This window comes from Cupriavidus sp. GW822-FHT02D05 (assembly GCF_058802485.1).
Map to the genome: position 1 here is coordinate 1 of NZ_JBXAOE010000027.1, position 22274 is coordinate 22274.

Genomic DNA, 22274 nt, shown 5'->3' on the forward strand with positions numbered 1-22274 from the left:
AACATCCTCGGCGGCGAGAACCTGGGCGCCAAGGTGCTGATGAGCGGCCTGGACTATGAGCGCGCCGTGCTCTCCGGCGGCCCGGTGGGCATCATGCAAGCGTGCATGGATGTCATCACGCCCTACATCCACGACCGCAAGCAGTTCGGCCAGAGCATCGGCGAGTTCCAGCTGATCCAGGGCAAGGTGGCCGACATGTACACCACCTTGCAGGCAGCGCGCAGCTACCTGTACACGGTGGGCAAGAACCTGGATTCCCTGGGCAAGGAACACGTGCGCCAGGTGCGCAAGGACTGCGCCGCGGTGATTCTCTATACCGCCGAGAAGGCCACCTGGATGGCCGGCGAATCCGTGCAGATCCTGGGCGGCAACGGCTATATCAACGAATACCCGGTGGGCCGCCTGTGGCGCGACGCCAAGCTGTACGAGATCGGCGCGGGCACCTCGGAAATCCGCCGCATGCTGATCGGGCGCGAGCTGTTCTCGCAAACCATGTGATGCCGGCGCAGCACGCGGCCGGGCGCGGCGCCGCAAGGCGGCAGCGCCAGCCTAAGTGCCCCACCGCCCACGCCGAATTGACCGAAAGAGCACTCGCCCGGCCGCCGAACCAATTTACAATCTCCGGAAACCACCTCCAGCCTTAGTCACCGGTCTGCGACATGTCCCACTTCCCCAAGCTGCTGTCCTCGCAGATCGCCTACGACGTGGCCCGGACCATGCTGGACGGGTTTGACAAGCATTACCGGCTGTTCCGCGAAGTCAGCCACCTGGCCAAGCTGAAGTTCGAAGCGGCCGACTGGCTCGGCCTGCAGCAACTGCAGCGCGACCGCATCGACTTCTACAACGAGCGGGTGCGCGAAACCAGCGTGATCCTGGAAGACGAATACGACGCGGAAAATATCGAGGACGAGATCTGGCAGCAGATCAAGCTGCACTACATCGGGCTGCTGACCAACCATCACCAGCCGGAACTGGCCGAGACCTTCTTCAACTCGGTGTGCACGCGCATCCTGCACCGTTCGTACTTCAACAACGACTTCATCTTCGTGCGCCCGGCCATCTCGACCGAGTACATCGAGAACGAGGAGTCGCCCACCCGGCCGACCTTTCGCGCCTACTATCCGGGCAGCCGCAAGGGCATGGCGGCGTGCTTCGAACGCATCGTCCATAACTTCCAGCTCGAGCGGCCGTTTGACGATCTCACGCGCGATATCGGCTATGTGGTGCGCGCCGTCACCGAGTATTTCGGTGACTTCCGCATTGCGCCGAATTTCCAGATCCATGTGCTGTCGTCGCTGTTCTTCCGCAACAAGTCGGCGTTCATCATCGGCCGTATCCTGAATGCCGATCGCACCTTCCCGCTGGCGATTCCCATCGTGCACACGCCCGATGGCAAGCTGTCGCTCGATACGGTGCTGCTCAAGAAGGTGCAACTGCTGATCCTGTTCTCCTTCACGCACTCGTACTTCATGGTCGACATGGAGATCCCGTCGGCGTACGTGACCTTCCTGCGCGACATCATGCCGCGCAAGCCGCGCGCGGAGATCTATACCTCGCTGGGCTTGCAGAAGCAGGGCAAGAACCTGTTCTACCGGGACTTCCTGCATCACCTGCAGCATTCGTCGGACAAGTTCATCAGCGCACCCGGCATCAAGGGCCTGGTGATGCTGGTGTTCACGCTGCCGTCGTACCCTTACGTGTTCAAGGTGATCAAGGACTACTACCCGGCGCCGAAGGAGACCACGCGCGAGCTGGTCAAGTCGAAGTACCAGCTGGTCAAGCAGCACGACCGCGTCGGGCGCATGGCCGATACGCTGGAGTACTCCGACGTGGCCTTCCCGCTGTCTCGCTTCGACGATGCGCTGGTGCGCGAGCTGGAGCTGCATGCGCCGTCGATGATCGAATACCAGCGCGGCAAGGATGGTGGCGAGGAAATTGTCGTGCGCCACGTGTATATTGAGCGCCGCATGACGCCGCTGAACATCTGGCTGCAGGAAGGCTCGGATGCGCAGGTCGAGCACGGCATCGTCGAGTACGGCAACGCCATCAAGGAGCTGATCGCCGCCAATATCTTTCCCGGCGACATGCTCTACAAGAATTTCGGCGTGACGCGCCACGGGCGCGTGGTGTTCTACGACTACGACGAGATCGAGTACATGACGGACACCAATGTCCGCCACGTGCCGCAGCCGCGCAACGAGGAGGAGGAACTGTCGGGCGAGGTCTGGTACAGCGTCGGGCGGCACGACATCTTCCCCGAGACCTATCGCACCTTCCTGCTCGGCGACGCGCGCGTGCGTGCTGCCTTCCTGCGGCACCACGAAGATTTTTTCGATCCTGCCATGTGGCAGGCTCACAAGGACCGGCTGCTGGCCGGGCAAATCCATGATTTCTATGCCTATGATGTTTCTGAACGCTTTATCCATCGCTATGCCGCCGGCGGCGGCGACGCCGAAGCGCGCGCGCACGGCAACGATCCCGCACCCGCAAGGAGAGTCGCATGAGTGACGCTATCGCCCAGCTTTTCCGCAACAACCGCGAGTGGGTGGACCGCGTCAATGCGGAAGACCCGAGCTTCTTCATGCGCCTGGCCAACCAGCAGGCGCCCGAGTACCTGTGGATCGGCTGCTCGGATTCGCGCGTGCCGGCCAACCAGATCCTCGGGCTGGCACCGGGCGAGGTGTTCGTCCACCGCAATATCGCCAACGTCATCGCCCATAGCGACCTCAACGCGCTGTCCGTGATCCAGTTCGCGGTGGAAGTGCTCAAGGTGCGCCACATCACCGTGGTGGGCCATTATGGCTGCGGCGGCGTCAAGGTGGCGCTCAAGCGCCAGCGCATCGGCCTGGCCGACAACTGGCTGCGCCATGTGCGCGACGTGGCCGACAAGCACGGCGCCTACCTTGGCACCATCACCCGCGAGGAAGATGCGCATACGCGCCTGTGCGAGCTCAACGTGATCGAGCAGGTCAACAACGTGTGCCAGACCACGGTGCTGCAGGACGCGTGGGACCGCGGGCAGCCGGTCACGGTGCATGGCTGGGTCTACGGCGTGTCCGACGGCCTGCTGCGCGACCTGGGCATGGCCGCCAGCAGCAACGACGAGCTGCACGCACAGCTTGAGGCCGCCTACCGCCAGTTCGGCGATCCGCCGCAAGCGTCGATCCGCTGAACATCGGTCATCAGTCGTCGGCAAGTACAGAGAGATTCCCGGAAGAGCCAACAATCGCCGCCAGCCAGCGCCCCAATCATTGGAGACACACCATGCATGATCCCGTAGTCATCGTATCCGCCGCCCGCACCCCCATGGCGGCTTTCCAGGGCGAGTTCGCCACGCTGACGGCGCCGCAGCTCGGCGCCGCCGCCATCCGCGCGGCGGTCGAACGCGCGGGCCTCGCGCCGGAGCAGATTGAGGAAGTGGTGTTCGGCTGCGTGCTGCCCGCGGGCCTGGGCCAGGCGCCCGCCCGGCAGGCAGCGCTGGGCGCTGGCCTGCCGCTTGGCGTGGCTTGCACCACCGTCAACAAGATGTGCGGCTCCGGCATGCGCGCCGCCATGAATGTGCATGACGCGCTGATCGCGGGCGCGTTCGAGATCGGCATCGCGGGCGGCATGGAGAGCATGACCAATGCGCCGTACCTGGTGCCCAAGGGCCGCGGCGGCTACCGCATCGGCCACGGCATGATCTTCGACCACATGATGCTCGACGGTCTGGAAGACGCCTACATCAAGGACGAAAAAGGCGGTGGCCGCTCGATGGGCACCTTCGGCGAGGACTGCGCGGCCAAGTACGACTTCACCCGCGCGGCGCAGGACGAGTTCGCCATGGAGAGCGTGCGGCGCGCCCAGCAGGCCACCGAGCGTGGCGACTTCCGCTGGGAGATCGCGCCGGTGACGGTGCCGGGGCGTGGTGGCGACACCATCATCGATACCGACGAAGGCCCGCGCCGCATCAAGGTCGACAAGATCCCATCGCTCAAGCCCGCTTTTGCCAAGGACGGCACCATCACCGCCGCCTCGTCGTCATCGATCAACGACGGCGCCGCCGCGCTGGTGATGATGCGCGAATCCACCGCCAAGCGGCTCGGCCTGGAACCGCTGGCCCGCCTGCTCGGCCACACCTCGCATGCGCAGGCGCCCGGCTGGTTCACCACCGCGCCGGTGGAAGCGATGAACAAGCTCTACCGCAAGCTCGGCTGGACTACCGACAGCGTCGACCTGTTCGAGATCAACGAAGCGTTCGCCGTGGTGCCGATGGCCGCCATGCACGACCTTAAGATCCCGCGCGACAAGGTCAACATCCACGGCGGCGCCTGCGCGCTGGGCCACCCGATCGGCGCCTCGGGCGCGCGCATCATGGCTACGCTGATCGGTGCACTGCGCAAGACCGGCGGCAAGCGCGGCGTGGCCAGCCTGTGCATCGGCGGCGGCGAAGCCACCGCGGTGGGGCTGGAGATCGTCTGAACCCGCGGCATCGACCGCAACTGAGCAGCTGCCGCCACCGCGCGGCAGCCAGGCCGCAAACGATATAGAAGAAGGAGTACTGCCTTGCCAACCGCTCTCATCCTTGGTGCCTCGCGTGGCATCGGTCTCGAATTTGTGCGCCAGTACCGTGCCGATGGCTGGCGGGTGCTGGCCGTCGCGCGCAGCGATGACGGCATCAAGGCCATCGAAGCGCTTGGCGCGGAGGCGTTGCGCGCCGACCTGACCGACGCGGGCCAGGTCGCCGGGCTGGGTTGGAAGCTGGACGGCGAGTCCATCGACGTAGCGATCTACAACGCCGGCGTGATCGGCCCGCGCACCGAAGGCGCGCAGCCGGTCACCCGCGAAGACTTCGACAAGGTGATGCACGTCAATGTGCTGGGGCCGATGATGGCGCTGCCGTTGCTGCTGCCGCTGGTCGAGGCCGGGCGTTCGGGCAAGGGTGGCGTGCTGGCGGTGCTGGCTTCGCGCATGGGCAGCATCGGCACCATGGACAGCAACCGCAGCTGGCTCTACCGGGTCAGCAAGGCGGCGGCCAACGCGGCGCTCAAGGCCGCCTCGCTCGACGCGCGCCACGCTACCTGCCTGGCCTTCCACCCGGGCTGGGTGCAGACCGAGATGGGCGGCAAGGAAGCCGACCTCACGCCGCAGCAAAGCGTATCCGGCATGCGCGGCGTGATCGCCGGCGCGACGCGCCAGGATAACGGTGGTTTTCGCAACTACGATGGCAGCGTGATCCCGTGGTGAGCACGGCATTCATGGTTCCCGACTCCGCTACCACCTTGGTGAATTGACATGCTGCTCACGCCAGAACAGGAAATGATCCGCGATGCCGTGCGCCAGTTCGCGCGGCAGGAGATCGCGCCGCACGCCGCCGCGTGGGATCGCGACAAGACCTTCCCGCAGGCGGTGCACCGCGAGCTGGCCGCGCTCGGCGCCTACGGCGTGGCCGTGCCCGAGCAATACGGCGGCGCCGGGCTCGACTATCTCTCGCTGGCGCTGATCCTGGAAGAAATCGCCGCCGGCGATGGCGGCACCTCGACCGTCATCAGCGTCAACAACTGCCCGGTGTGCAGCATGTTGATGGCTTTCGCCAGCGAGGCGCAGAAGCAGCAGTGGCTGGTGCCTCTCGCGCGCGGCGAGATGCTCGGCGCTTTCTGCCTGACCGAGCCGCACGTGGGCTCGGATGCCGCCGCGCTGCGCACCAGCGCGGTGAGGGATGGCGACGACTACGTGCTCAATGGCGTCAAGCAGTTCATCACCAGCGGCAAGAACGCCGACGTGGCCATCGTGCTCGCGGTCACCGACAAGGCCGCGGGCAAGCGCGGCATCAGTGCCTTCCTGGTGCCCACCGCCACCCCCGGCTATATCGTCGCGCGGCTGGAGGAAAAACTCGGCCAGCATTCGTCGGACACCGCGCAGATCCTGTTCGAGGATTGCCGCGTGCCGGCGGCCAATATGCTGGGCGAGGAGGGCGCCGGCTACAAGATGGCGCTGTCCGGCCTGGAGGGCGGACGCATCGGCATCGCCTCGCAAAGCATCGGCATGGCACGCGCGGCGTTCGACGCGGCGCTGGCGTATGCCAAGGAACGCGAGAGCTTCGGCCAGCCGCTGTTCGCGCACCAGGCCGTGCAGTTCCGCCTGGCCGACATGGCGACCAAGATAGAGGTGGCGCGGCAGATGGTGTGGCATGCCGCGTCGCTCAAGGATGCGGGCCGGCCTTGCCTGAAGGAGGCCGCCATGGCTAAGCTGTATGCCAGCGAGATGGCCGAGGAGGTCTGCTCGGCCGCCATCCAGGTCTTTGGGGGCTACGGCTATGTCAGCGATTTCCCGGTCGAGCGCATCTACCGGGATGTGCGCGTCTGCCAGATCTACGAGGGCACCAGCGACATTCAGAAGATACTGATCGCTCGGGCGCTGGCCTGAGGGCGGCTCGCGCGCAGCACGGAACCAACCTGTTGGCGCATCATCGAATCACCGAAGCATTGAACCCAAACGGCCAGAAGCCAGGAGCCCCCAGACAATGACTGCTGCCATCGATTTCTACTTCGATTTTTCCTCGCCATACGGCTACTTCGCCAGCACGCGCATCGACGAGCTGGCGCAGAAGTACGGGCGCATCGTCGCCTGGCATCCGATCCTGCTCGGCGTGGTGTTCAAGACCACCGGCAGCTCGCCGCTGCCGCAGGTGCCGCTCAAGGGCGACTATTCCTGGCGCGATTTCGAGCGCACCGCGCGCTTCCACGATATCGAGTACAAGCGTCCGACGCACTTCCCGCTGCCCACCACGCAGGCCGCGCGCGCCGTGCTGTGGCTGCAGAACCATCACGGCGATGATATCGCCACCGCGTTTGCCAAGTCGGTCTATCACGCCCTGTTCGTGGATGACATCAACATCGCCGAGCCGGCCGAACTGGTGAAGCTGGCCGAGCCGCTCGGCATCGACGCGCATGCCATGGATGCCGGCGCGAGCAGCTTCCAGATCAAGGACCAGCTCAAGGCCGAGATCGACGTGGCGATGGCCAAGGGCGTGTTCGGCTCGCCTTTTGTGATCATCGACGGCGAGCCGTTCTGGGGCTTCGACCGCTTCGACCAGATCGAGGCACACCTCAAGAGCAAGCGCCCGATGGCGCTGCGTGCCGTGCCGGGCATGGACAACAACACAAGCAGCACGAGCAATACAAGCAACACAGATAACAGCACAGACAGCAGCAAGGAAAAGAAACCCGCATGAATGCCAGCATCAAGCCGATCCGCCATCCCCGTTTCGACTGCGTGATTTTCGATTGCGACGGCGTGCTCGTCGACAGCGAGCCCATCGTCAACCGCGTGCTCAACGAGATGCTCAACGAGCTTGGCATCCGCATCTCGATCGAGGAATCCACTAAGTGGTTTCTCGGCCGCGCGGTGCGCGAAGAGCTCGACAACATCGCCAGCCGGCGTGGCGCGCCGCTGCCGGAAAACTGGCTGTCGGAATGGTTCGTGCGTCGCAACGCAGTCCTTGAGGCGCAAGTGCAAGCGGTGCCGCATGTGCGTGAGGCGGTGCGCGCGATCGTCGCGACTGGCTTGCCGGTCTGCGTGGCCTCGGGCGCGGATCGCATCAAGGTCAAGCTGCAACTGACGCGCACCGGCCTGGTGGAGCTATTCCAGCAGGACGAGCGCGAGCATATCTTCTCGTCGACCGAGGTCGAGCGCAGCAAGCCGGCGCCCGACGTGTACCTGCTGGCGGCGCGCACCATGGATGTGGAGCCTGCGCGCTGCGTGGTGATCGAGGATAGTCCGACGGGCGTGACCGCAGGCGTTGCCGCGGGCATGACGGTGCTCGGCTACGCTGCGCGCAACGCGGCGCAATCGCTGCTGGCAGCCGGCGCAGTCACTACCTTCACCGATATGCGCGAGCTGCCGGGGCTGATCGGATGAAAGCGCGCGCGTCCGGCGCCGGCACCGGCGGCTGCCCATGCGGCGGGGGCGACTACGCCACCTGCTGCGGGCGCTTTCATCGCGGCGAGGCGCTGCCGTTCAACGCCGAGCAATTGATGCGCTCGCGCTATAGCGCCTATGTGCTGGGCGACGTGGACTGGCTGCGCCATACCTGGCATCCATCTACCTGCCCGGCCGACCTTGCCGCGGACACGGACACGCGCTGGCTCGGGCTGGCGGTCAAGGCGCATGCGCAGCAGGACGAGACGCATGCCCAGGTGGAGTTCGTGGCGCGCTACAAGGTGGGCGGGCGCGCCTGGCGGCTGCACGAGCGCAGCCGCTTTGTACGCGAGCCGCGCAGCGCCGGCGAGGCGCCGCGCTGGCTTTATGTCGATGGCGAAATGCTGGGGGAGACACCATGACGGAATCGATGGCTGCTGCTGCTGCTGCTGCGCGGGACACGGAGTACTTGCTGTATGGCTTCGCACAATCCGGCAACACCTACAAGGTGGCATTGCTGCTGGAAACCGTCGGCGTGCAGCGTGGCCGCACGCTGTGGACGCCGCGCTTCGTCGACTACTTCAACGGCGAGACGCATACGCTCGAGTATCGTGCCATCAACGAAATGGGCGAGGCGCCGGTGCTGGAGTTCGATGGACAGCGGTTGTCGCAATCGGGCGCGATCCTGGACCTGCTCGCGCAGCGCCTCGACATCTACGGGCCCGCCAGCGAGGCCGAACGCTCCGAGGTCTTGCGCTGGCTGCTGTTCGATAACCACAAGTTCACGTCGTACACCGCAACCTACCGCTTCCTGCGCACCTTCACCAAGGCGCCGGACCCGGCAGTGCTGCAGTTCCTGAGGCAGCGCTGCGAGAGCGCGTGGAACGTGCTCAACACGCATTTGTCCGGGCGAGCCTACGTGCTGGGCGAGCGCCTGAGCATTGCGGATTTTTCGCTGGCCGGCTACGTGTTCTACGACGACGAGATCGGCGTGCACTGGCGCAAGGAGTATCCGCAACTCCACGCCTGGACCGAGCGGTTGCGTGCGCTGCCTGGCTGGCGCCATCCGTACGACCTGCTGCCGGGGCATCCGTTGCCCAGGCGCACGGCCTGAGGCGGCGGGCAGCAGGCAAGCGGCGCCTCGCGCGGCAGGGGCAACCAAGGAGCAGGCAAATCATGAGGTGGATGCAACGACTGGCCCTGGCCCTGCTGCTGACCCTGCCATTCACCGGGCCGATGGCGCGCACGCCATCCGCGAATCAGGCCACGCAGGCACCAGGGGCGATCACCGCCATCATCCCCGGCTCGTCTGAGCAGGTCGCAATGGTTCCCAAGCCCGGCGTCATGTTCTCGCTGGAGCTGGAGACCACCATCTTCAAGCCACCCGGCGACGGCCCGTTTCCGCTGGTCGTGATCAATCACGGCAAGGCGCTGGGCAAGCCAGCTTTCCAGTCGCGCGCACGCTACCTCTTGCAGAGCGCGGAATTCGTCAAGCGCGGCTACGTTGTGGCGCTGCCGATGCGCCAGGGCTTTTCCAAATCCGGCGGCGCCTATATCGGCGGCGGCTGCAATGTCGAGAGCAACGGCCTGGTGCAGGCCGAAGACGTGGTGGCCACACTCGAATACATGATCAAGCAGCCCTATGTGGACAAGTCGCACATCGTCGTGATCGGCCAGTCGCATGGCGGGCTGACCACCATGGCATTCAGCACCATCGCCTATCCGGGCGTGCTGGGCGTGATCAATTTTGCCGGCGGACTGCGCGACGAGTCTTGCAGCCGCTGGGAATTCAACCTGGTGGACGCGTTCGGCGACTACGGCAAACAGGCGCGCTATCCCTCGCTGTGGCTGTACGGCGATAACGACAGCTACTGGCCGCAGCCCCTGCCGGCAAAATTCTTCGAGGCCTATACCGCGCGGGCGCATGGCCCTGCCGCTAACGCCCGCATGGTGGACTACGGCACATTCGCGGGCGACTCCCATACGCTGTTCGGCGCCCGCGCGGGCGTGCCGATCTGGCTGCCGGAGGTCGAGCGGTTCTTCAAGGAGATCGGGCTTTCGTTCGATCCGCAGCCATGATGCGTGATTTTTTTCGATAGACGGATGGAATCGCGCGCCGCATCCGGCTGCGCAGGGTGGAGATAGGCGCACGCAAGCATCGGGATACGAGGCGGTTAGGTGCTTCTTCGTGCTTTGTCGTTCAACGTGTCGTCAACGTGTAAATCCGGCGCTGTTTGCCAATTCACCAGGTAGCTCCCTACCATGACTCTCCCCAACCCGCACGCAAGTGCCGCCACGCCAGGCTTCGCCGGCCTGGGCCGGCCAGCGCGCGGTCAACAAAGGAGGGTTTCCTTGGAAGACCAGTCCAATTCCGCGTCCCTGGCGCCGAGCGCGCATCTTGCCCAGCCCACGCTCGGCGAGCGCAGCTTGCGCGCGGTATGGCATCCGTGCACGCCGCTGCGGCCCGATGCCGGCGAGCCGCCGCTCGCCATCGCCCGCGGCGAGGGCCCCTGGCTGCACGACACCGACGGCCAGCGCTATTTCGACGCCACCAGCTCCTGGTGGGTCAATCTGTTTGGCCACGCCAACCCGGACATCAACGCCGCGCTGCGCGAGCAGCTCGACATGCTTGAGCACGTGATGCTGGCCGGCTGCACGCACGCGCCGGCGGTAGAGCTTGCCGAGCGCCTGTCGGCGCTGACCGGCGGCGCGCTCGGCCATGCGTTCTATGCCAGCGACGGCGCGTCCGCCGTGGAGATTGCGCTGAAGATGAGCTTCCACTACTGGCGCAACACCGGCCTGGGCGGCAAGCGCGAATTCGTCTGCCTGCGCCACGGCTACCACGGCGAGACCGTGGGCGCGCTGGCGGTGACCGATGTGGCGATCTTCCGCGATGCCTACGATCCGATGCTGATGAGCTCGCACGTGGTGATGTCGCCGGATGCGCGCCAGGCCGCGCCGGGCGAGAGCGCCGCGCAGGTTGCGCAGCGCGCGCTGGATGCGCTGGAGGCGCTGCTGCAGGCGCGCGGCGGCCAGATTGCCGCGCTCATCATCGAGCCGCTGGTGCAGTGCGCCGCGGGCATGGCCATGCATGATCCGCTCTACCTGGAAGGCGTGCGCGCGCTGTGCGACCGCTACCGCGTGCATTTGATCGCCGACGAGATCGCGGTGGGGTGCGGGCGTACCGGCACCTTTTTCGCGTGGGAGCAGGCACGCGGCGCGGCCGAGCCCGGCGCACCGCTGCCGGCGCACCTGTGGCCGGATTTTCTGTGCTTGTCCAAAGGCATCAGCGGTGGCTACCTGCCGCTCTCGCTGGTGCTGTCGCGCAGCGCGATCCAGCAGGCCTTCGTGGCCGAGGCGCGCGACCCGGACCGCGCCCGCAGCTTCCTGCACTCGCATTCCTATACCGGCAACCCGCTGGCCTGCCGCGCCGCGCTGGCCACGCTCGACCTGTTCGCCAAGCAAGACGTGGTGGCGCAGAACCGCCAGCGCGCGCAGTGGCTCACGCAGGCCATGGCAGGGCTGGCGGCGGATGCCCGGCTGCATCACGTACGCCAGCGCGGCCTGATCTGGGCCGCCGATGTGCGCGAAGAATACGCGGCCGACGCGGGCGAGTTCGCCGCGCGCTTCCATCATGCCGCGCGCAAGCACGGCGTGCTGATCCGGCCGATCGGCCGCACGCTTTACATCATGCCCCCGTACGTGTTCGACGCGGCGCTTGCGCAATGGCTGGCAGGCCAGCTGCAAGCCACGCTCGACACGGTACTCGCCGGCATGGACCAGAACGACAGCGCTGGCAACGGTACCGGCGCACCCACGGAGATACGCGATGCTGCTTGAGCACTTGACCCTGGCCGCCGCCGAGCGCGACGAAAAGGCACTGACGCGGCGCCGCCGCACCGCGTACTCCGCCTGTGCGCCGCAGCAAGCCGTGAGCGATGCCTGCGGCGGCGAGATGCACTCGTTGCTGACGTTCTGCAGCAACGACTACCTGGGCCTGGCCAACCATCCCGCGCTGATCGCGGCCATGGCCGAGGGCGCGCGCCAGTTCGGCGCGGGCAGCGGGGCCTCCCACCTGGTGAGCGGCCATTCGCTGGCCCACCACCGGCTCGAAGGGGAACTGGCGGCGTGGTTCGCGCCGAACATTCCGCACGCGGCCGCGCTCTACTTCAGCACCGGCTATATGGCCAACATGGCGGTGCTGACCGCGCTAGGCAGCGCCGATGCCACGCTCTTCTGCGAAGCGCTCAACCATGCCTCGCTGATCGACGGCGCGCGCCTGGCGCGGGCCGAGGTCCGCCGCTACGCGCATCGCAACGTGGCCGAGCTCGAAGGCTTGCTGGCCGCCAGCACCAGCCCGCTCAAGCTGATCGTCACCGACAGCGTGTTCAGCATGGACGGCGACTTTGCGCCGCTGGCCGAGCTGCTGACGCTGGCCGAGCGGCACGATGCCTGGATCATCCTGGATGACGCACATGGCTTCGGCGTGCTGGGCGAGCAAGGCCACGGCGTGCTGGAGCACCTCGCGCTGACGTCGCCGCGCTTTATCTATATCGGCACGCTGGGCAAGGCCGCCGGCGTGGCGGGCGCGTTCGTGGCCGCGCACGAGACCATCATCGATCATCTCGTCAACACCGCGCGGCAGTACATCTACACCACGGCCTCGCCGCCGGCGGTGGCGCACGCCCTGTCCGCCAGCCTGGCGTTGATCGCCGGCGACGAAGGGCGGCTACGCCGCGCGCAGCTGGATAAGCTGATCCATACGCTGCGCAGCGGCCTGGCCGGCCTGACGCGGGCGGCTGGCTGGCGCCTGGGTGAGAGCTCGACGGCGATCCAGCCGGTGATCGTGGGCGACAACGTGGCGGCGCTGGCACTGTCCGCGGCGCTGGAGGCCGACGGCATCCGCGTCGGCGCGATCCGCCCGCCCACCGTGCCCGTTGGTACCGCGCGCCTGCGCATCACGCTGTCGGCCTCGCATACCGTGGCCGATGTCGAGCGCCTGCTGGCCAGCCTGGCCAGCGTGGTGCCGCGCAAGGAGGCGTCATGATCGCCTGTTTTGTCACGGGCACCGACACCGGCATCGGCAAGACGCACGCCAGCGCCACCTTGCTGCACGCGCTGCGCGCCGCCGGCCACCAGGCCGTTGGCATGAAGCCAGTGGCAAGCGGCAGCGAATGGCGCAACGGCTATTGGCACAACGATGACGTGGCGCAACTGCGCGCAGCCAGCGCGGTGGCCGTTGCGCAGGCGCAGACGTGCCCGTTTTTGCTGCGCACGCCGGCTTCGCCGCACCTGGCCGCCGCCATCGAGGGCACGCGCATCACGCGCGAGCCGATCCGCGCCGCGTTTGCCGCGCTGCAGGCGCGGGCCGGCGCGGTGGTGGTGGAAGGCGTCGGCGGCTTTTGCGTGCCACTGGACGGCGCGCCGCGCGACCAAGGCGGCTGGGACACGGCCGACCTTGCCGTGATGCTCGGCCTGCCGGTGGTGCTGGTGGTCGGCATCCGCCTGGGCTGCATCAGCCATGCGCTGCTTACCGCCGAAGCCGTGCGCGCGCGCGGCCTGCACTTGGCCGGCTGGATCGCCAACCGCATCGATCCCGGCATGCAGCTCGCCGACGAGAACATCGACACGCTGCGCGCGGCGCTGGGCGCGCCCTGGCTCGGCACGCTGCCGTGGCAGGTCGCGCCGGCCGAAGCCGCCAGCCAGCTCGCGCTGGCGCCGCTGCTTGCCGCTTGCCATGCCGCAGGCGATGGTGTCGCCGCCTGAGCGCGCACCGGACCAAGACTGAAAACACTGAACGAATTACCGGAACAGATCGCAAACATGACCGCAACCACCCACGCCGGCGAAACCGTCGCCACCATTTCCGCCGACACCCTGCGCCAGACCGCCCGCCGCTTTACCGAGTCTGCCCCCGCCACCAAGCCGGGCGACTGGACCGTCGCCGAGGTCGCCGCGCTGTACGCGCTGCCGTTCAACGATCTGCTGTTCCGCGCCCAGCAGGTGCACCGCGAGCATTTCGATGCCAACGCCGTGCAGCTCTCGACGCTGCTGTCGATCAAGACCGGCGGCTGCGAAGAGGATTGCGGCTATTGCCCGCAGAGCGCGCACCATGATGCCGGCGTCACCGCGGGCAAGCTGATGGCGCTCGACGAAGTGCTGGAAGCCGCGCGCGCCGCCAAGGCCAGCGGCGCTGGCCGCTTCTGCATGGGCGCCGCCTGGCGCAGCCCGAAGGACCGCCACCTTGAGCCAGTCATCGAAATGGTGAAAGAGGTCAAGGCCATGGGCCTGGAGACCTGCGTCACGCTGGGCATGCTGGAAGCCGAGCAGGCGCAGCGCCTGAAGGACGCGGGGCTGGACTACTACAACCACAACCTCGATACCTCGCCCGAGTTCTACGGCGAGATCATCGGCACCCGCACCTACCAGGACCGCCTGGACACCATTGGCCATGTGCGCGGGGCCGGCATCAACGTGTGCAGCGGCGGCATCGTCGGCATGGGCGAATCGCGCGAGGCGCGCGCCGGGCTGATCGCGCAGCTCGCCAACCTCGACCCGTATCCCGAGTCGGTGCCCATCAACAACCTGGTGGCGGTCAAGGGCACGCCGCTGGCCGACACCGCGCCGATCGACCCGTTCGAGTTCGTGCGCACCATCGCGGTGGCGCGCATCACCATGCCCAGCGCCATGGTGCGCCTGTCCGCCGGCCGCGAGACCATGGACGACGCGCTGCAGGCCCTGTGCTTCATGGCCGGCGCCAATTCCATCTTCTACGGCGACCGCCTGCTGACCACCGCCAACCCCCAGGCCGATCGCGATCGCGCGCTGCTGGCACGGCTGGATATCCGCACCGAGGGCTACGCAGGGTAAGCTGGCGGCAATGGCGGCGGCCAAGGGCCCATGGTCAATGGCCGCCGTCCCCGCAACCACACTGGCTGCGGGCAGAGGTTCATCAGGGGAGGGCGCCATGTTCAACAAGATCCTGATCGCCAATCGCGGCGAAATCGCCTGCCGCGTGGCAGCCACCTGCCGCCGCCTCGGCATCCGCACGGTAGCCGTCTACTCCGACGCCGACGCCAACGCGCGCCACGTGGCGTTGTGCGACGAGGCCGTGCATATCGGCGGCGCGGCAGCGCGCGACAGCTACCTGCGCGGCGACCACATCATCGAGATGGCCAAGGCCACCGGCGCGCAGGCCATCCATCCCGGCTACGGCTTCCTTTCCGAGAACGACGGCTTCGCAGAAGCTTGCGCAGAAGCCGGCCTCGTCTTTATCGGGCCGCCGGCATCCAGCATCCGCGCCATGGGCAGCAAGAGCGCGGCCAAGCGCCTGATGGAGGCGGCCGCGGTGCCGCTGGTGCCCGGCTACCACGGCGAGGATCAGGATGCCGCCCTGCTGCGCCGCGAGGCCGACCGCATCGGCTACCCCGTGCTGCTCAAGGCCAGCGCCGGCGGCGGCGGCAAGGGCATGCGCGTGGTGGAAGCCAGCGACGGCTTCGAAGCCGCGCTGGCGTCCGTGCAGCGCGAGGCCAGCGCCAGCTTCGGCGACGACCGCGTGCTGGTCGAGAAATACCTGACCCGCCCCCGCCATATCGAGATCCAGGTCTTTGCCGACACGCACGGCAACTGCGTCTACCTGTTCGAGCGCGACTGCTCCGTGCAGCGCCGCCACCAGAAGGTGCTGGAGGAAGCGCCGGCCCCTGGCATGAGCGAGGAACGCCGGCGCGCCATGGGCGAAGCCGCTGTTGCCGCCGCGCAGGCCGTGGGCTACGTCGGCGCTGGCACGGTGGAATTCATCGCCAACCAGGACGGCTCGTTCTACTTCATGGAGATGAACACCCGCCTGCAGGTAGAGCACCCGGTCACCGAGATGATCACCGGGCAGGACCTGGTGGAATGGCAACTGCGCGTAGCCTCGGGCGAGCCGCTGCCGCTGAAGCAGGAACAACTGCGCATCCACGGCCATGCACTGGAAGCCCGCGTCTACGCCGAAAACCCCGACAAGGGCTTCCTGCCCTCCACCGGCACGCTGCGCTACCTGCGCACACCGGCAGCGGTCACATTCGCGCTGGGCCAGGACGGCAACGGCCCGGCTGGCGTGCGCATCGACTCCGGCGTGCGCGAGGGCGACACCATCAGCCCGTACTATGACCCCATGATCGCCAAGCTGATCGTGTGGGGCCGCGACCGCGAGGAGGCATTGGCGCGCATGGCGCAGGCGCTGGCCGAATACCGTGTGGTGGGCCTGTCCACCAATGTGGCTTTCCTGCGGCGGCTGGTGACCTCGCAAGCGTTCCGCACGGCGGACCTCGACACCGGCCTGATCGAGCGCAACCAGGCGGCGTTGTTCCCGCCGCCCGCGCCGGTCGGCATGGAAGTGATCGCGCTGGCCGTAGCGGCGTTGCTGGATGCGCAAGCCCGCGCGCGCCGCGTGGACCCGGCCGACGCGCATTCGCCCTGGCAGCATGCGGGCGCATGGCGGTTGAATGGCGGGGAGCGGCGCGCCCTGCGCTTCTCGGTGGGTGGCCTGGCGGGCAGCCACATCGCCGACGTGACGCTCGCCACCGATGCGCGCGGCAGTACGCTGTTCTTCGCCGACCAGGCCGCGCCCTTCCGGGCGCAGTGCGCGGCGGACGATATCCGTGTCGATCTCGGCACGCGGCGCGCCCGTGGGCAGGTCCACGCGGAAGGTGATACCTTCCATGTATTCAGCGGCCACCGTCATGTGGCCCTCACCTGGATCGACCCGCTCGCGCATGCTGCCGAGGGCGAAGGCGAGGGCGGCAAGCTCACCGCGCCCATGCCCGGCAAGGTCATCGCGGTCATGGTCCAGGCCGGCAGCCGGGTTGCGCGCGGCGCGCCGTTGCTGGTGATGGAGGCCATGAAGATGGAGCACACCATCAGTGCGCCGGCCGACGGCGTGGTGGGCGAGGTGCTGTATGGCGTGGGCGAGCAGGTCGGCGAAGGCGCGCAATTGCTGTCCTTCGAAGCCGGCAACGGCTGAGCCGCCCCTTCAGGCGGCGCCCGCTGCAAGAAAACCGCAGGCCACGCCTATCCTCTGCGAAAATAGAAGAGAAAGAAGACCAGAGTGGAGATGAGATGAAGTTGCAGTTGTATGTACCGGACGGCCGTTACCAGCCCTGGATCGACGGCTTTGCCGAGGCCCTGCCCGAAGCGCAATGCCTGACCTGGGAAGACAGCAAGAACGAGCAGGTCGACTACGCCGTGGTGTGGCGCCCGCCGCTCGAGATGCTGCGCGGGCGTACCGACCTGAAAGCCGTGTTCAACCTGGGCGCCGGCGTGGACGGCATCTTGAGCCTGCGCGACACCGACCCGGACGCGCTGCCGGCCGGCGTGCCCATCGTGCGCCTGGACGATGCCGGCATGGCCGCGCAGATGATCGACTACGTGACGCACGCGGTACTGCGTTATTTCCGCCGCCTGGACGAGTACGCGCTGGCCCAGCAGGCCGGCACCTGGCGCTTTCTCAAGCCGCATCGCCGCGCCGATTTCACCGTGGGCGTGATGGGCGTGGGCACGCTCGGCGCGCAGATCGCGCAGGCGCTGGCCGGCTTCGGGTTCCCGGTGCGCGGCTGGAGCCGCACGGCGCGCGATATCGAAGGCGTGCAGGGCTTTGCCGGCGAGGCTGGCCAGGCGCCGTTCCTGGATGGCCTGCGCGTGCTGGTCAACGTGCTGCCGCTCACGCCGGAAACCGAGAACATCCTGGATGCCGGGCTGCTGGGCAAGCTCGCCAAGGGGGCCTACCTGGTCAACGTGGCGCGCGGCCCGCACCTGGTTGAGCAAGACCTGCTGGCCGCCGTGCAGTCGGGACAGATTGCCGGCGCCACGCTCGACGTGTTCCGCACTGAGCCGCTGCCCGCCGAGCATCCGTTCTGGGCCGAGCCGCGCATCACCATCACGCCGCATATCGCGGCACTGACGCTGCGCGAAGACAGCGTCGCCCAGATCGCGGCCAAGATCCGCGCGCTGGGCGCGGGCCAGCCGATCGCCGGCGTGGTCGACCTGCAACGCGGCTATTGAGCAAGCCGGGCGCCGGGGCGGAGCGTTTGCGCCGGGAGCCCGAGCCCAATGTCCGCACATTAGTTAAATCGCGCACGCTCCGACGCGTGCGCAGCAACCAGACAGCGAGGAGACATCGTGACCCTGCCCCACTATGTAAAAGTCGTAGAAGTTGGCCCGCGCGACGGCCTGCAAAACGAGAAGGCGATGGTGCCGACCGAGGTCAAGGTCGACCTGATCAACCGTCTCAGCGACGCCGGCTTCGTCAATATCGAGGCCGCCTCCTTCGTCTCGCCCAAATGGGTGCCACAGATGGCCGATGGCGCCGAGGTGATGGCGCGCATCCAGCGCCGGCCGGGCACGCTGTACTCCGTGCTCACGCCCAATATGAAGGGCTTCGAAGGCGCGGTGGCCGCGTCGGCGGACGAGGTCGTGATCTTCGGCGCCGCCAGCGAGGCGTTCTCGCAAAAGAACATCAACTGCTCCATCGCCGAATCCATCGAGCGCTTCGCGCCTGTCGCCGCCGCCGCCAAGGAAAAAGGCCTGCGCCTGCGCGCCAGCATCTCCTGCGCGCTGGGCTGCCCCTACCAGGGCGAGGTGCCGGTGCACGCGGTGGTGGACGTGGTGCGCCGCATGCGCGATCTCGGCTGCGACGAGATCGACATCGCCGACACCATCGGCGTGGGTACGCCGGGCCGGGTGCAGGAGGTGATGCACGCGGTCGCCGCCGAATTCCCCATCGACCGGCTCTCCGGCCATTTCCACGATACCTACGGCCAGGCGCTGTCCAATATCCTGGCCAGCCTGCAGGTCGGCATCTCGATCTTCCACGCCTCGGTGGCAGGACTCGGCGGCTGTCCTTACGCCAAGGGCGCCACCGGCAATGTGGCCACCGAAGACGTGCTGTACATGCTGCACGGCATGGGCATCCACACCGGGGTGGACCTGGAGCAGGTGGTGCGCGCGGGCGATTTCATCTCGCAGTCGATCGGCCGCGCCAACAGCTCGCGCGTGGGACGCGCGCTGCTGACCAAGTGGGGCGCCGCCGCGGACGCCGCGCCTGCCTGCGTATAAGGCCTTTCATCCGAACCCTATCGACATGAACGCTCACTCTCCCGACAACGCCAACGCCAACGACACCGCCGCGCTGCCCGAAGCGGCGCAGCGCGTGGCCGGCCTGCTGGCCGGCCTTGGCCACGACAAGCCCGTGGTCATGCTGCCCGCCACCGGCAAGACCTCGGCCGAGGCAGCGGCCGGCCTCGGCTGTTCGGTGGCCGAGATCGCCAAGTCCATCATCTTTCGCCGCGTCGCCGACGACGCACCGGTGCTGGTGATCGCCAGCGGCAGCAACCGCGTCGACGAAGCCAAGGTCGCCGCCGTGGTGGGCCCGCTCGGCAAGGCCGACGCCAGGTTCGTGCGCGAGAAGACGGGCTACGCCATTGGCGGCGTCTGCCCGATCGGCCACGCGGTGGCGCCCGTCATGCTGCTCGACAGCGACCTGTTCCGCTACGACAGCCTGTGGGCGGCCGCCGGCCATCCGCACGCCGTGTTCAACCTCACGCCCCAGGATCTGCAGCGCATGACCGGGGCCGAGGTGGCCGACGTGGCGCAGCGCCAATCGGCATGAAGCCGCTGCTTGCACGCGTCATGCGCGGCACCCGGGGCGAGGGCTGAGGCGATGTCGCAAGCCACCCGCCTCGCCGCCGAGCTCACGCGCGGCGCGCAAGCCGCCCAGCACGCGCAGCCCGTGCCGTCGCCGTGCCGCAACGTGTGCCGCATGGACGCCGCGAGCGGCTATTGCGAAGGCTGCCTGCGCACCATCGACGAGATCGCCGCATGGTCCGGCAGCGACGAGGCCGGGCGGCGCAGGATCTGGCTGCTGCTGCCGCAGCGCGCCGCGGCGTTGGCCGCAAGAGCGGCGCCATGATGCATCGCACCCACAACACAGCGTGACCCGGCCATGACAACCGCCATCGACTGGTACTTCGACCCGATCTCGCCGTTCGCCTACCTGGCGTTCGAGCGCTTGCCCCGGGCCTTGCCAGCCGATGTCTCGGTGCGCTACGTGCCGCTGCTGTTTGCCGGGCTGCTGCGCCATTGGGGCAACGTCGGCCCGGCGGAGATCGCGCCCAAGCGCCGCTTTACCTTCGAGCACGTTACCTGGATCGCGCACCGCGACGGCACGCCGCTCGCCATGCCCGCCGTGCACCTGTTCAATCCGCTGCCCTTGCTGCGCCTGGCGGTCGCGCTGGAGCTCGAAGGCCGGCTCTCGCACGCCACGCTGGCACCGGTTTTCCGCTTCGTCTGGCAGCAAGGCCACGTGCCCCAGCAGCAGGCCGAGTTCGACGCGCTATGCGGTGCGCTGGGCGTACCTACCGCTGCGCTGGCGCAAGATGCGGTCAAGGCGCGCCTGCGGGAAAACGGGGACGAAGCGCTGGCGCGCGGCGTGTTCGGCGTACCTACCGCTGCGCTGCAGGGGGATGCCGAGGGGCAGTTGTTCTGGGGCCTGGATGCGCTCGACATGCTCACCGCGCGGCTTGCCCAGGATCCTTTCTTTGCCTCGGACGCATTCCGTGCCGCCGCCGCATCGCCGGTTGGCGCGGGGCGAGCCGATGCACCGCCACCTCCCACGCCGCGCGCTGACTAGCTGATTTGCCGACACCCCAATGCCAACCACTTTCACGCCTCCAAACCTGCCCGGCACCATGCGCGTTTTCGAGCGCGGCTGGCTATCCGCCAACAACATCCTGTTTGTCGATGGCGACGACACCGCGCTGGTCGATTCCGGCTACGTCACGCATGCGCCACAGACGCTGGCGCTGGTCGAGGCCGGCCTTGGCGGGCGGGCGCTGCGGCGCCTGGTGAACACGCACCTGCACTCCGACCACTGCGGCGGCAACGCCACGCTGCAGCGCCGCTGGCAACCGCGCACGCTGATCCCCGCCGCGGAGGCCGAGGCGGTGCGCGCGTGGGACGTGGACGCCCTCAGCTACCGCGCCACCGGTCAGCAGTGCGACCGCTTCACCTTCGATGACGTGGTGCAGGACGGCGACACCTTGCGCCTGGGCGGGCTCGACTGGCAGGTGGTAGGCGCGCCCGGCCACGATCCCCATGCCGTGATGCTGTTCGCCCCGCAAGAAGGCATCCTGATCTCCGGCGATGCGCTGTGGGAGAACGGCTTTGGCGTGATCTTCCCGGAACTCGACGGTGAGAGCGGCTTCGCCGAGCAGGCGGCCGTGCTGGCGCGCATCGCCACGCTGGATGTGCGCGTGGTGATTCCCGGCCACGGGCGGCCCTTCACCAACGTAGCGGCCGCGCTTGACGTTGCTGATGGGCGGCTGGCTTACCTCAGCGCCGATGCCGGGCGTAATGCCACGCATGCCATCAAGGTGCTGGTGAAGTTCAAGCTGCTTGAGCAGCAGCGCATGCGACGCGACGCGCTGCTGGCGTGGATGGCGCAGGCGCCGCTGATGCAGCGCATCCATGCGCGCTTCATGCCCGCGCAGGACATGGCGGCCATCCTTGAGCGGATCCTGGCGTCGCTGGCCGCCGCCGGCGCGCTGGCGGAGGAAGGCGGCGAGGTGTACAACCGGGATTGAGCGGTAACGCTGGTAATGCGGGCGCCACCATGCCCTGGCGCCAGTCCCTGACCCTTTGCGAGGAAACCGTCCATGCCTGCCTTTCCCGTCGCACTGCTTCACCCCCTGGTCGCGCATCTCTGCGCCTCGACGATCCACGCGCACGGCGCCGACCTCGAGATAGAACTGGCGCCATTCGTGCTCGGCGGCGCGCCGGTGCGCACGGCGATCCGGCTCGACGGCATGGACCTGCCCACCTACAGCCTTGAACAACTGGCGGGCACGCGCCTTGTCTTCCCGCTCAACCCGGAGCCCGGCTACATCGACGGCTCGCTCTACCTCGACGGCCGCCATCATGCGGTCGACATCCGCGAGCTGCGCTTTGGCGAGATCGACCCGCAAGGCTTGCCTGTGATGATCGAGGGCTGCATTCATTTCGACGACGGCGCCCGCTTCGACGACACGGCACTGAGCCTGGCCGCCCGCATCGCCCGTCCGCTGTCCGACGCGGAGATCGACGCGCTGATCGACCGCGCCGCCGCCGATGCCGGCGCTGGCTCGATCCGGCAGTCCGGCAAGGTGATGGCCGCGCTGAGCCGCCACCCGAGCCTGCGCCATGCCGACATGGCGCTGCTGCATGCGCGCGTGCAGGCCAGGCTGCTGATTGGCGAAGCCATGAGGCCGAGATGAGGCGGCCTGGCCATGACGCTCGCCGCACTGGCATGCAGGCCGGGCGCGTCATGCCCCACGATGCGCACGCCGGCAAGTTCCCGCGCT

Annotated in this window: 23 protein-coding genes; all 23 read left to right on the plus strand. The window is 67.7% G+C overall.

All coding sequences use genetic code 11. The annotated features are described in order from the left end of the window. Positions 1-498: acyl-CoA dehydrogenase family protein (locus tag AC1RQK_RS29560; protein ID WP_492812821.1), on the plus strand; the 498-nt coding region annotated here is incomplete at its 5' end. A gap of 161 nt (positions 499-659) precedes the next feature. Further along, the gene (gene aceK / locus AC1RQK_RS29565; RefSeq protein ID WP_492812823.1) at positions 660-2504 is read left to right on the plus strand and encodes a bifunctional isocitrate dehydrogenase kinase/phosphatase; all 1845 of its coding nucleotides are present in this window, start codon (positions 660-662) and stop codon (positions 2502-2504) included. Continuing rightward, on the plus strand, positions 2501-3172 hold the full coding sequence (gene can, locus AC1RQK_RS29570; RefSeq protein WP_416050198.1) for a carbonate dehydratase: 672 nt from the start codon (positions 2501-2503) through the stop codon (positions 3170-3172). The genes aceK and can overlap by 4 nt, the downstream gene beginning before the upstream one ends. A gap of 92 nt (positions 3173-3264) precedes the next feature. Further along, a complete protein-coding gene (locus tag AC1RQK_RS29575; RefSeq protein ID WP_492812825.1) occupies positions 3265-4461 on the plus strand; it encodes an acetyl-CoA C-acetyltransferase in 1197 nt (398 codons plus the stop codon). Between the two features lie 84 nt (positions 4462-4545). Further along, positions 4546-5226, plus strand: coding sequence for an SDR family oxidoreductase (locus AC1RQK_RS29580; RefSeq protein ID WP_416050200.1), 681 nt, complete (start codon positions 4546-4548; stop codon positions 5224-5226). Positions 5227-5274: 48 nt separating this feature from the next. Beyond that, a complete protein-coding gene (locus AC1RQK_RS29585; protein ID WP_492812827.1) occupies positions 5275-6405 on the plus strand; it encodes an acyl-CoA dehydrogenase family protein in 1131 nt (376 codons plus the stop codon). A gap of 97 nt (positions 6406-6502) precedes the next feature. After that, positions 6503-7213, plus strand: a complete 711-nt coding sequence (locus AC1RQK_RS29590; RefSeq protein WP_492812829.1) for a 2-hydroxychromene-2-carboxylate isomerase — start codon at positions 6503-6505, stop codon at positions 7211-7213. Further along, positions 7210-7899, plus strand: a complete 690-nt coding sequence (locus AC1RQK_RS29595; RefSeq protein WP_492812831.1) for an HAD family hydrolase — start codon at positions 7210-7212, stop codon at positions 7897-7899. Before AC1RQK_RS29590 ends, AC1RQK_RS29595 begins: the two co-directional genes overlap by 4 nt. After that, complete coding sequence (locus tag AC1RQK_RS29600; protein ID WP_492812833.1) at positions 7896-8321, plus strand: YchJ family metal-binding protein; 426 nt, start codon at positions 7896-7898, stop codon at positions 8319-8321. The genes AC1RQK_RS29595 and AC1RQK_RS29600 overlap by 4 nt, the downstream gene beginning before the upstream one ends. Further along, on the plus strand, positions 8318-9013 hold the full coding sequence (locus AC1RQK_RS29605; RefSeq protein WP_492812835.1) for a glutathione S-transferase family protein: 696 nt from the start codon (positions 8318-8320) through the stop codon (positions 9011-9013). The genes AC1RQK_RS29600 and AC1RQK_RS29605 overlap by 4 nt, the downstream gene beginning before the upstream one ends. Positions 9014-9075: 62 nt before the next feature. After that, positions 9076-9978, plus strand: a complete 903-nt coding sequence (locus AC1RQK_RS29610; protein WP_492812837.1) for a dienelactone hydrolase family protein — start codon at positions 9076-9078, stop codon at positions 9976-9978. A 273-nt stretch (positions 9979-10251) separates the two neighbouring features. Next, positions 10252-11739, plus strand: a complete 1488-nt coding sequence (bioA, locus tag AC1RQK_RS29615; protein ID WP_492812839.1) for an adenosylmethionine--8-amino-7-oxononanoate transaminase — start codon at positions 10252-10254, stop codon at positions 11737-11739. Further along, positions 11729-12946, plus strand: a complete 1218-nt coding sequence (bioF, locus tag AC1RQK_RS29620; RefSeq protein ID WP_492812841.1) for an 8-amino-7-oxononanoate synthase — start codon at positions 11729-11731, stop codon at positions 12944-12946. The genes bioA and bioF overlap by 11 nt, the downstream gene beginning before the upstream one ends. Continuing rightward, positions 12943-13665 carry a dethiobiotin synthase gene (bioD, locus tag AC1RQK_RS29625; protein ID WP_492812842.1) on the plus strand — a complete coding sequence of 241 codons (723 nt, stop codon included), beginning with the start codon at positions 12943-12945 and terminating at the stop codon, positions 13663-13665. Before bioF ends, bioD begins: the two co-directional genes overlap by 4 nt. A gap of 57 nt (positions 13666-13722) precedes the next feature. Beyond that, the gene (gene bioB / locus AC1RQK_RS29630; protein ID WP_183032148.1) at positions 13723-14769 is read left to right on the plus strand and encodes a biotin synthase BioB; all 1047 of its coding nucleotides are present in this window, start codon (positions 13723-13725) and stop codon (positions 14767-14769) included. Between the two features lie 97 nt (positions 14770-14866). Further along, positions 14867-16903: an acetyl/propionyl/methylcrotonyl-CoA carboxylase subunit alpha gene (locus AC1RQK_RS29635; RefSeq protein ID WP_492812844.1), complete on the plus strand. Its 2037-nt coding sequence runs from the start codon at positions 14867-14869 to the stop codon at positions 16901-16903. 95 nt (positions 16904-16998) lie between these two features. Then, the gene (locus tag AC1RQK_RS29640) at positions 16999-17940 is read left to right on the plus strand and encodes a 2-hydroxyacid dehydrogenase (protein WP_492374279.1); all 942 of its coding nucleotides are present in this window, start codon (positions 16999-17001) and stop codon (positions 17938-17940) included. Between the two features lie 117 nt (positions 17941-18057). Beyond that, the gene (locus tag AC1RQK_RS29645) at positions 18058-18993 is read left to right on the plus strand and encodes a hydroxymethylglutaryl-CoA lyase (RefSeq protein WP_492374280.1); all 936 of its coding nucleotides are present in this window, start codon (positions 18058-18060) and stop codon (positions 18991-18993) included. A 25-nt stretch (positions 18994-19018) separates the two neighbouring features. Further along, the gene (locus AC1RQK_RS29650; RefSeq protein ID WP_492812846.1) at positions 19019-19546 is read left to right on the plus strand and encodes a YbaK/EbsC family protein; all 528 of its coding nucleotides are present in this window, start codon (positions 19019-19021) and stop codon (positions 19544-19546) included. Between the two features lie 51 nt (positions 19547-19597). Next, positions 19598-19846 (plus strand): DUF1289 domain-containing protein, encoded by a 249-nt coding sequence (locus tag AC1RQK_RS29655; RefSeq protein ID WP_492812848.1) that lies wholly within the window; start codon positions 19598-19600, stop codon positions 19844-19846. Positions 19847-19879: 33 nt separating this feature from the next. Next, positions 19880-20566 (plus strand): 2-hydroxychromene-2-carboxylate isomerase, encoded by a 687-nt coding sequence (locus AC1RQK_RS29660; RefSeq protein WP_492812850.1) that lies wholly within the window; start codon positions 19880-19882, stop codon positions 20564-20566. A gap of 19 nt (positions 20567-20585) precedes the next feature. Next, positions 20586-21518 (plus strand): MBL fold metallo-hydrolase, encoded by a 933-nt coding sequence (locus AC1RQK_RS29665; protein WP_492374284.1) that lies wholly within the window; start codon positions 20586-20588, stop codon positions 21516-21518. Positions 21519-21590: 72 nt separating this feature from the next. Beyond that, positions 21591-22187 carry a GatB/YqeY domain-containing protein gene (locus AC1RQK_RS29670; RefSeq protein WP_492374285.1) on the plus strand — a complete coding sequence of 199 codons (597 nt, stop codon included), beginning with the start codon at positions 21591-21593 and terminating at the stop codon, positions 22185-22187. The last annotated feature ends 87 nt before the right edge of the window (positions 22188-22274 follow it).

What these genes read in the sequence shown, in the direction of transcription:
- aceK (WP_492812823.1), top strand. Translation starts at nt 660, where the DNA reads ATGTCCCACTTCCCCAAGCTGCTGTCCTCGCAGATCGCCTACGACGTG.
- can (WP_416050198.1), top strand. Translation starts at nt 2,501, where the DNA reads ATGAGTGACGCTATCGCCCAGCTTTTCCGCAACAACCGCGAGTGGGTG.
- AC1RQK_RS29575 (WP_492812825.1), top strand. Translation starts at nt 3,265, where the DNA reads ATGCATGATCCCGTAGTCATCGTATCCGCCGCCCGCACCCCCATGGCG.
- AC1RQK_RS29585 (WP_492812827.1), top strand. Translation starts at nt 5,275, where the DNA reads ATGCTGCTCACGCCAGAACAGGAAATGATCCGCGATGCCGTGCGCCAG.
- AC1RQK_RS29590 (WP_492812829.1), top strand. Translation starts at nt 6,503, where the DNA reads ATGACTGCTGCCATCGATTTCTACTTCGATTTTTCCTCGCCATACGGC.
- AC1RQK_RS29595 (WP_492812831.1), top strand. Translation starts at nt 7,210, where the DNA reads ATGAATGCCAGCATCAAGCCGATCCGCCATCCCCGTTTCGACTGCGTG.
- AC1RQK_RS29600 (WP_492812833.1), top strand. Translation starts at nt 7,896, where the DNA reads ATGAAAGCGCGCGCGTCCGGCGCCGGCACCGGCGGCTGCCCATGCGGC.
- AC1RQK_RS29605 (WP_492812835.1), top strand. Translation starts at nt 8,318, where the DNA reads ATGACGGAATCGATGGCTGCTGCTGCTGCTGCTGCGCGGGACACGGAG.
- AC1RQK_RS29610 (WP_492812837.1), top strand. Translation starts at nt 9,076, where the DNA reads ATGAGGTGGATGCAACGACTGGCCCTGGCCCTGCTGCTGACCCTGCCA.
- bioF (WP_492812841.1), top strand. Translation starts at nt 11,729, where the DNA reads ATGCTGCTTGAGCACTTGACCCTGGCCGCCGCCGAGCGCGACGAAAAG.
- bioD (WP_492812842.1), top strand. Translation starts at nt 12,943, where the DNA reads ATGATCGCCTGTTTTGTCACGGGCACCGACACCGGCATCGGCAAGACG.
- bioB (WP_183032148.1), top strand. Translation starts at nt 13,723, where the DNA reads ATGACCGCAACCACCCACGCCGGCGAAACCGTCGCCACCATTTCCGCC.
- AC1RQK_RS29635 (WP_492812844.1), top strand. Translation starts at nt 14,867, where the DNA reads ATGTTCAACAAGATCCTGATCGCCAATCGCGGCGAAATCGCCTGCCGC.
- AC1RQK_RS29640 (WP_492374279.1), top strand. Translation starts at nt 16,999, where the DNA reads ATGAAGTTGCAGTTGTATGTACCGGACGGCCGTTACCAGCCCTGGATC.
- AC1RQK_RS29650 (WP_492812846.1), top strand. Translation starts at nt 19,019, where the DNA reads ATGAACGCTCACTCTCCCGACAACGCCAACGCCAACGACACCGCCGCG.
- AC1RQK_RS29655 (WP_492812848.1), top strand. Translation starts at nt 19,598, where the DNA reads ATGTCGCAAGCCACCCGCCTCGCCGCCGAGCTCACGCGCGGCGCGCAA.
- AC1RQK_RS29660 (WP_492812850.1), top strand. Translation starts at nt 19,880, where the DNA reads ATGACAACCGCCATCGACTGGTACTTCGACCCGATCTCGCCGTTCGCC.
- AC1RQK_RS29665 (WP_492374284.1), top strand. Translation starts at nt 20,586, where the DNA reads ATGCCAACCACTTTCACGCCTCCAAACCTGCCCGGCACCATGCGCGTT.
- AC1RQK_RS29670 (WP_492374285.1), top strand. Translation starts at nt 21,591, where the DNA reads ATGCCTGCCTTTCCCGTCGCACTGCTTCACCCCCTGGTCGCGCATCTC.